Genomic DNA, 8021 nt, shown 5'->3' with positions numbered 1-8021 from the left:
TTCGACCAGGTGTTCGGCAAGGTGTTCGCGGGCGTGGAGACGGTCGGGGCGGGCGAGGACCCGGCGACGGACATCCCGGAGGACTGGCTGCGGCTGCTGACCGAGAAATACCTGACCGAGGAGGAGAAGGCCGAGATCGAGACGCTGGGCGGGTTCGACCGGCTGATGGAGACGCTGAAACAGCGGCTGGAGGAGCAGAAGGGCCGGCACGAGGGCGGATCGAAATGGATCGGCACCGGCGGCACCAGCCCGTTCGGCCACGGCGGCTACAATCCCGAGGGGGTGCGCATCGGCGGGCCGGGGAAGCAGGGCCGGGCGGTCAAGGTCTGGGAGAAGCGCGAATACCGCAATCTGGACGACAGCGTCGAACTGGGCACCCGCAACATCAAGGTGGCCCTGCGCCGTCTGCGCCGGTTCGCCCGGCAGGGCGCGCTGGATGAGCTGGACATGGACGCCACCATCGACGGCACGGCGCGTCAGGGCTGGCTGGACATCCACATGCGGCCCGAGCGGCGCAACACCATCAAGGTGCTGCTGTTCCTCGACATCGGCGGCTCGATGGACGCCCATGTGAAGCTGTGCGAGGAGCTGTTCTCGGCCGCCCGGACCGAGTTCAAACATCTGGAATTCTTCTACTTTCACAACTGCCTCTACGAGGGGGTGTGGAAGGACAACCGGCGGCGGCACTCGGAAAAGATTCCGACCTGGGATTTGCTGCACAGATACCCGGCCGACTGGCGGGCCATCTTCGTCGGCGACGCCACCATGAGCCCCTATGAGGTGAGCATGCCGGGCGGCTCGGTCGAGCACTGGAACGAGGAGGCCGGCGCGGTCTGGCTGAAGCGGGCTGTGCGGCAGTGGGACAGGGTGGCGTGGCTGAACCCGTCGGCCGAGCGCTACTGGGGCTATTCGGCCTCGGTCGGCATGATCCGCGAACTGGTCGACGAGCGCATGTATCCGCTGACGCTGGAAGGGCTGGAGGCGGCGATGCGGGCCCTGGCCCGCTGAGGCTTCGGGCGCCGATCAGCGCTTCATGCTACAGCGGTTTTTGGCGAAAGAGCCCATGGATGCCCTTCTTCGGGCGCAGCAACGAGATGATCACGGCTGTAGACGTAGCGCTCGTCATCCTCTGACCGACGGCCCGCCACCTTTCGGATCGACATATTGTACCGCTCGTCGGTGCAGATCAGGTCGGCGGGATTCCGGGTGATGGCAATCAGCTTGTCCGATGCGGACTCCAGCCGCGACGTGATGGCCAGCAGACGCCGCCAGATCCGCAGGGCGTGATCCAGCGATATACGGTATCGCTCCTTGCGAACCGCGGCCTTGACGATGTCGAGAGGAATGCCAGTCTCCTCCGACAGCCGTTCCGGCGTGAGGGCCAGCGTGTCCATGATCTCGGGCGCGTCCCGCAGCCGGAACACGCATGCGACGATGTCCGCTTCCTGGAACAGCCGGAAGGCCCTGCCCTCGTGTTCGTTCCGGGCGGTCAGTTCGGCGTTGGCCACGGTGATGAAGCCCTTGGCGCGGGCGTAGGCGACGGGCTGGTCGCAGGCCAGAACCTTTTCCAAGGCTTCGCGGCCGGCGATGTCTCCATCGTGCTGTTGGCTTCGCAAAATACCGGCCCGCCGGGTCAACGCCGCGACGTTCAAACCCGCCTCTTCGTAAACGCGGACCCATGCGGAAGGAATGAAGAACAACGCCCGCCGAGCAAGCGCGGCCCGGTCTTCCAGACGGGCGATATTCACGTCCCCAAGCTGAGCCAAGTGTTTCCCCGAACAACACTAAGCCCCGGGCCGGAGCGACCAAGCCCCACACGCTAGCACTTGCAACCGGTCGTCGCAAGTAGGAGCGACCCGCAGCCGCCCTCGCGGGGTCTCACGCTCCGCATCCGGACCGCCTCACGCAGGCGCAAATGGTTAACGGTGCCCCGCCCTCACGGCGGACATCGTCCTCCCGAACCGAGTCTTGGCGGGACGAACCGAGTTTTTCGAGGAGATGCGGCGGAGCAAAACGGCGGCGTTACCAACGCCCACTCAGAAGAGGAGACTTCAAATGCCCCTCATCCTGCGACTGGCCGCGGCGCTCGACATGCTTGCGCTGTGCTGCGAGCGGTTCTTTCCAAGCTTGCGCGGCCTGCTGCCCATCGGCGGAGACCACTTTACCCAGCTAGGGCTTCTAACCATCCTGGCGAGCCTGCTCCTCGAGTATGCGGAGATCAGCCGCCGCACGCTCCGGGTATCTCGCCCGGTGGTGCCGGCTCGCCCGGCGGACGACGCTTCGGAGGCCAACGACAACGCCCAAGCCGCTCCACCTTCGAACGAAGACGAGGCGGCGTCGCGCGCTATCCGAGGCGATCAGTTCCCGCGGTGATCGCCGCGCAGGCTGTCCTTGAGGCCGCCGACCGCGTTCTGGACCTTGCCCGACACCTGGTCGGCCCTGCCCTCGGCCTTCAGCTTCTCGTCGCCGGTGACGTGTCCGGCGGCTTCCTTGGCCTTGCCGCCCATGCGCCGGGCGGCGCCTTCGACTCGATCACGATCGGGCATGTCTGAACTCCTTGCAGCTCGCGGCCACGGCGCCGCGCATACGGGGGCAATCCCCCTGGGGACGGGATGTTCCCTTGCGGCCTCAACGGGTTGGTCACGATCGCGGCGCCGGCGGCGCTACCGCCCCCGCCTCAGCCAGACCGCCACGGCCCAGGCGTGGGCGTCGTGGCGCAGCTCGTTCAGGGCCGTGTGCGGATGCAGCCAGACCAGCTGGTGATCGGCCTCGACCTTGGCGGCGGGGTCGAGCGACAGCATCTCGGCGATCCAGAATTGGCCGATGTTGTTGACCGGGGTCCCGTCGGACTTGCGGAAATACTGGGCCGCCTCGGCGATCCGGGTCAGCGGCCGGACCGCCATGCCGGTCTCCTCGACGAACTCGCGAACCAGGGCCTGTTCGCCGGTCTCGTCGCCGTCGACGGCGCCGCCGGGCAGGTCGTAGTAGCTGGCCGCGCCGCGGTCGACGCGGACGCAGGCCAGTCTGCCGTCGTGGAAGACCAGGCCGAAGGCGGTCGGGCGGACCGTGTAGTCGAGGGCGGGATCGGGTTCGCCGAACTGGAGCATGGAGCCAGCCTAGAGCGAAATCGGTTTGGACGCGATCGCGTCCAAACCCGGATCTTCGCTCCAGGATCATGCTGGAGCCTGATTCACGGCATCGGCGGAATCGCGAAGCGATTCCTCCTCAACCGATCAGGCTTAGAGCGGGAACGGCTGGAGGTCGAAGGCCAGCCGGGCGCGCACGCCGGCGTGGGCGGGATCGTATTCGACCCTGGAACGCAGCCCGGCCGCCATGGCCGAAACGATCTTGCCGCCGAGGCCGGTGCCCCGGGGCGGGGCGTCGCCGAGACCCGGGCCGTCGTCCTCGACGGTCAGCACGGCGCGGCCGGCCCGGGCGTCGGGCTCGAGGATCACGCGGATCTCGCCGCCCTGGCCGGGGCGGTAGGCGTATTTGACCGCATTGGTGACCAGTTCGGTGACGACGACGCCGATCGACACGGCCTGGTCGGTCGAGACGGCCAGCGGCCGGGCCTTCAGGATCAGGGTCGGCGAGCCGGACCCCGGCGCCAGCGAGCCGCCGAGCTCGGCGACCAGGCCGTCGAGGTATTCGTCCAGGGCCACCGAGGACATGTCGTCGGAGGTGTAGAGGCGGCGGTGGACCTGGGCCACGGCCTCGATGCGGGCCTGGGCCTCCCGCAGGGCGGCCCGGGCCCCCTCGTCGGCGAGGTGGCGCAGCTGCAGCGCCATGAAGCTGGAGACCAGCTGCAGGGAATTGCCGACGCGGTGGTTGACCTCGCGCAGCATGGCCTCGGCGCGGTCGCGGGCGAGGGTCAGCTGGGCGGTGCGGTCGCGAACCTCGGTTTCGAGCCCGGCGTTCATGCGGTCGAGGGTGTCGCGCGCGGCCTGGATTTCGGCGACGTAGCGGCGGACCAGCCAGATCATGATCCCGGCCAGCACCAGCACCAGCAGCCCGCCCAGGGCGTTGGCCCACAGGGTCAGGCGCGAGCCGTGCTCCGACTGCAGGGTGCGCGAGGCCAACCGCTCGTTCTCGATCTCGTCGACGATCGCCATCTGGGCGCGGACGGTCTCCATCCGCGCCTGGCCGTCGCCGGAACGGACCAGCTCGACGGCCTCGCCGAGGCGGCCGGTGCGCGACAGCACCAGGGTCCGCTCCAGCTCCGCCAGCTTGTCGCGCGCGGCGTCGAGCATGGCCGTCACCGCCGGCTTGAGCTGGGGATCGCCGGCGACCAGCCGTTCCAGCTCCTCCATCTGGTCGGCGACCGACACCTCGACCCGGTTGTAGGGGGCGAGGAAGTCGGCCCGGCCCGAGAGCAGGAACCCCCTCTGGGCGGTCTCGGCGTCGACGAGCGAGAGCAGCAGGACCCGGGCGGCGCGCCGGACCTGCTGCGAGCGCTCGACCTGGTCGTTGAACTCGGTGGTGCGCTGGATCATGACGAAGGTCGTCATATTGACCGCCAGCAGCAGCGCCATCGCCCCGGCCAGCAGGGCCACGATCGACCGCCCGATGCTCGGCGTCCGCGCGAACCGGATAAGGGCGGGCAGGCTCGAGCGGACGGCCGGAAACATCGGGCGTGAGCATTAGCGGCGCGTTCCGGCCTGTCCAGTCGCGTGACAGGGGAAACCGCCCCCCTTCCGCGGATTTAGGGTAAAGATCATTCCGGGCAGGGGTGGAGTGTGAATATGGTTTGGTGGTGGTGGATCGCGCCGGCGCTGGTCGGACTGGTCGGGCTGGCGCTGCTGTCGCGAGGGCTCGGCGCCCTGTTCCGGGGCCGCCTCCTCGGCGGCCTGCTGGGCGGGGCCGGCGGGGCGGGCTTGCTCGCCGCCGCCATGATCACGGCCCTGCTGGGCCTCGACGTGCAGACCTATTCGCGCCTGACCTACGAGCGGCCGGTGGCGACCATCGAGACCCGCCAGCTGGGCCCGCAGTATTACGAGGCCACGGTGATGCAGCCGGCGGGCGGCGAGAACGCCCCGGCCCTGAACAACCTCTATCCGCTGCACGGCGACGAATGGCGCATCGAGGCCCAGGTGCTGAAGTGGAAGCCCTGGGCCAACGTCCTCGGCCTCGACACGCAGTATCGCCTCGACCGGCTGTCGGGCCGCTACCGCTCGATCGAGCAGGAGATCAACGGCGCGCGCAGCGTGCATCCGCTGGCCGGGGGCGACGCGGGGCCGGACTGGCTGCCGTGGAAGATCAGCGCCTGGGACACGGCGCGCAAATACCGCCGCTACGTCGACGCGGTCGACACCCTGTACGGCGGCGGGGCCTATATGCCGATGGCCGACGGGGCCCGCTACGAGGTGTGGATCACCCAGTCGGGCCTGGTCGCCCGGCCGGCCAATGACGCGGCCCGGGCGGCCTCGGCGGGGGGCTGGACAGAGCCTTAGGGCCCGCCGGTCAGACCGTCCCGATGGTCCGCAGCCGGGCCTTGGGGTGGACCTCGTTCTGGCTCATCACCACGGTCTGGCCGCGGAACCGTTCGATGATCGAGCGGACGTAGGGGCGGACCTGGGGCCCGGTCAGCAGCACCGCCGTCTCGCCGGCCATGGCGGCGCGCTCGAACACGTCGCGGACGGCGCGGATGAAGTCCTGCAGGCGCGACGGGGCCATGGCCAGCTGCTTGTCCTCGCCCGTGCCGACCAGGGCCTCGGCGAAGGCCTGCTCCCAGTCCGGCGACAGGGTGACGACCGGCAGGGCCCCGTCGTCGCCCTTGTGCTGCCAGCACAGCTGGCGTGACAGGCGGGCGCGCACGTGTTCGACCAGGGTGGTGACCGAGCTGGTGTGCGGGGCCGCCTCGGCCAGGCCCTCGAGGATGGCCCCGAGATCGCGGATCGACACCTTCTCGCGCAGCAGCGACTGGAGCACGCGCTGCAGGGTGGTGACGGTGACGACCGAGGGGATCAGTTCGTCGACCAGCTTCTTCTCTTCCGGGCCCAGCTCCTTCAGCAGCTTCTGCACCTCGGCGTAGGAGAGCAGCTCGGCCATGTTCTCCTTGAGGATTTCGGTCAGGTGGGTGGTCAGCACCGTCGACGGGTCGACGATGGTGTAGCCGCGGAAGGTGGCCTCCTCGCGCAGGCTCTCGTCGATCCAGGTGGCCGGCAGGCCGAAGGCGGGCTCGCGGGTGTGTTCGCCCGGCAGCTCGACCTGGCGGCCGGCCGGGTCCATGGCCATCAGCGAGCCGAGCCGGACCTCGCCCGAGCCGGCCTCCATCTCCTTGATGCGGATGGCGTAGCCCTGGGTGCCGAGCCGCATGTTGTCGAGGATGCGCACCGACGGCATGACGAAGCCGTACTCCTGGGCCAGCGAACGGCGCAGGGCGCGGACCTGGTCGGTCAGGCGGCGGCCCTCGAGGTCGTTGATCAGCGACAGCAGGGAATAGCCCAGCTCGATCTTGACCTCGTCGATGTTGAGGGCGGTGCCGATCGGCTCCTCGACGTCCTCCCCGGGGCTGGCCGCGGCGGCGCTCAGCTCGGCGTCGGCGGGCCTGGGCCTGAGCCGCTGGCGGCCGAGGCGCCAGGCCATGAAGCCGGCGCCGATGGCCAGGGCCGCGAAGGGCAGCAGCGGCATGCCGGGGATCAGGCCGATCAGGCCGGCGGCGCCCGAGACGACGCCGAGGCTGACCGGATTGGTGGCCAGCTGGGCGACCAGCGCCTTGTCGGCCGTGCCCTCGACGCCCGCCTTGGAGACCAGGAAGCCGGCGGCGATGGAGATGATGATGGCCGGCACCTGGGTGACCAGGCCGTCGCCGATGGTCAGGGTGACATAGGAATTGGCCGCGTCGCCGATCGGCATCTGGTGCTGGACGACGCCGATCAATATGCCGCCGATGACGTTGATGAAGACGATGATCAGGCCGGCGACGGCGTCGCCGCGGACGAATTTCGAGGCGCCGTCCATGGCCCCGAAGAAGGTCGATTCCTGCTCCAGCTCCTTGCGCCGCCGCTTGGCCGCCTCCTCGTCGATCAGGCCGGACGACAGGTCGGCGTCGATGGCCATCTGCTTGCCCGGCATGGAGTCGAGGGTGAAGCGGGCGCTGACCTCGGCGATGCGGGTCGAGCCCTTGGTGATGACCACGAAATTAACCACCAGGATGATGGCGAAGATGATGATGCCGATGATGAAGCTGCCGCCCATCATCAGGGCGCCGAAGGCCTGGATCACCTGGCCGGCGCCGCCCGAGCCCTCGTGGCCGTGGCTGAGCACCAGCCGGGTCGAGGCCAGGTTGAGGCCGAGCCGGAACAGGGTCGAGACCAGCAGGACGGTCGGGAAGATGGCGAAGTCCAGCGGCTTCTTCATCATCACCGCGGTCATCAGGATGAGCACGGACGAGACCAGCGACAGCGCCAGCAGCATGTCCATCAGGAAGGCGGGGATCGGCAGGATCAGCAGCAGGATGACGCCGATGACGCCGACGGCCATGCCGACCTCGCCGCGCGCCACCCAGCCCATCATGTCGCGCCCGGTCGGACGGGCCATGCCGTCCTTCATCAGGGTCGAGGCGGGGACGTCGGTCATATCGATCCTTCTCCCATCGGGAGAAGGTGGCGGGGCGGAGCCTCGTCGGATGAGGGGTTACGGTGTTTGAGGTCGCTGACGCCGGTCGCCCTCGCCCTTTCGCGCAAGGACGACGGCTTCGCCGCCGTGCGCTCGAGCCCTCTCCCCTCGGGAGAGGGAAGCGATATGCGTCTCCTACTCACGGCCGACGGCTTCCATGCTCAGGCCGCCGCGTAGCCGGCGGCGGCGACGCCCGATTGGGGCGCCGGGATCGAGGTCCCCTCGTCGGCGTATTCGTTCAGCTTGTTGCGCAGGGTGCGGATCGAGATGCCGAGGATGGTGGCCGCATGGGTGCGGTTGCCGAGGCAGTGCGACAGGGTGTCGAGGATCAGGGCCTTCTCCATCTGCGCCACCGTCTGGCCGACGTGGGCGCGGGTGACGGCGTCGGCGACATGGGCGGCGCG

At 69.1% G+C, this 8021-nt stretch carries 9 protein-coding genes; 3 read left to right on the top strand and 6 right to left on the bottom strand.

All coding sequences use genetic code 11. The features are described 5' to 3' along the window. The coding region (locus Q0588_RS03415; protein ID WP_298743790.1) for a VWA domain-containing protein at window positions 1–1008 on the top strand (1008 nt) is incomplete at its 5' end. A gap of 23 nt (window positions 1009–1031) precedes the next feature. Here Q0588_RS03415 and Q0588_RS03410 read toward each other — a convergent pair. After that, a complete protein-coding gene (locus Q0588_RS03410) occupies window positions 1032–1748 on the bottom strand; it encodes a hypothetical protein (RefSeq protein ID WP_298743788.1) in 717 nt (238 codons plus the stop codon). A 307-nt stretch (window positions 1749–2055) separates the two neighbouring features. On the opposite strand from Q0588_RS03410, the gene Q0588_RS03405 reads away from it, so the two are divergent. Then, the gene (locus Q0588_RS03405; protein ID WP_298743786.1) at window positions 2056–2373 is read left to right on the top strand and encodes a hypothetical protein; all 318 of its coding nucleotides are present in this window, start codon (window positions 2056–2058) and stop codon (window positions 2371–2373) included. Here Q0588_RS03405 and Q0588_RS03400 read toward each other — a convergent pair. From Q0588_RS03400 to Q0588_RS03390, 3 genes are all read right to left on the bottom strand, one after another. Then, window positions 2358–2546, bottom strand: coding sequence for a CsbD family protein (locus Q0588_RS03400; protein WP_298743784.1), 189 nt, complete (start codon window positions 2544–2546; stop codon window positions 2358–2360). The genes Q0588_RS03405 and Q0588_RS03400 overlap by 16 nt on opposite strands. Before the next feature lie 117 nt (window positions 2547–2663). Beyond that, a complete protein-coding gene (locus Q0588_RS03395; RefSeq protein ID WP_298743782.1) occupies window positions 2664–3107 on the bottom strand; it encodes an NUDIX domain-containing protein in 444 nt (147 codons plus the stop codon). 132 nt (window positions 3108–3239) lie between these two features. After that, complete coding sequence (locus Q0588_RS03390) at window positions 3240–4628, bottom strand: CHASE3 domain-containing protein (RefSeq protein WP_298743780.1); 1389 nt, start codon at window positions 4626–4628, stop codon at window positions 3240–3242. Between the two features lie 114 nt (window positions 4629–4742). Between Q0588_RS03390 and Q0588_RS03385 the strand changes: the two genes are divergently transcribed. Then, the gene (locus tag Q0588_RS03385) at window positions 4743–5450 is read left to right on the top strand and encodes a hypothetical protein (protein WP_298743793.1); all 708 of its coding nucleotides are present in this window, start codon (window positions 4743–4745) and stop codon (window positions 5448–5450) included. A 10-nt stretch (window positions 5451–5460) separates the two neighbouring features. Here the strand turns inward: Q0588_RS03385 and flhA are convergent, their stop codons facing one another. Then, window positions 5461–7551: a flagellar biosynthesis protein FlhA gene (gene flhA, locus Q0588_RS03380; RefSeq protein WP_298743791.1), complete on the bottom strand. Its 2091-nt coding sequence runs from the start codon at window positions 7549–7551 to the stop codon at window positions 5461–5463. Between the two features lie 227 nt (window positions 7552–7778). After that, on the bottom strand, window positions 7779–8021 hold a 243-nt coding region (locus tag Q0588_RS03375), incomplete at its 5' end, for a helix-turn-helix domain-containing protein (protein WP_298743778.1).

Origin of the sequence: uncultured Brevundimonas sp. (genome assembly GCF_937870815.1) — a bacterium.
In the GTDB taxonomy this organism is placed as follows: domain Bacteria; phylum Pseudomonadota; class Alphaproteobacteria; order Caulobacterales; family Caulobacteraceae; genus Brevundimonas.
Note: the sequence above shows the minus strand (reverse complement) of the source record. Positions and strands in the feature narration are given on the sequence as shown.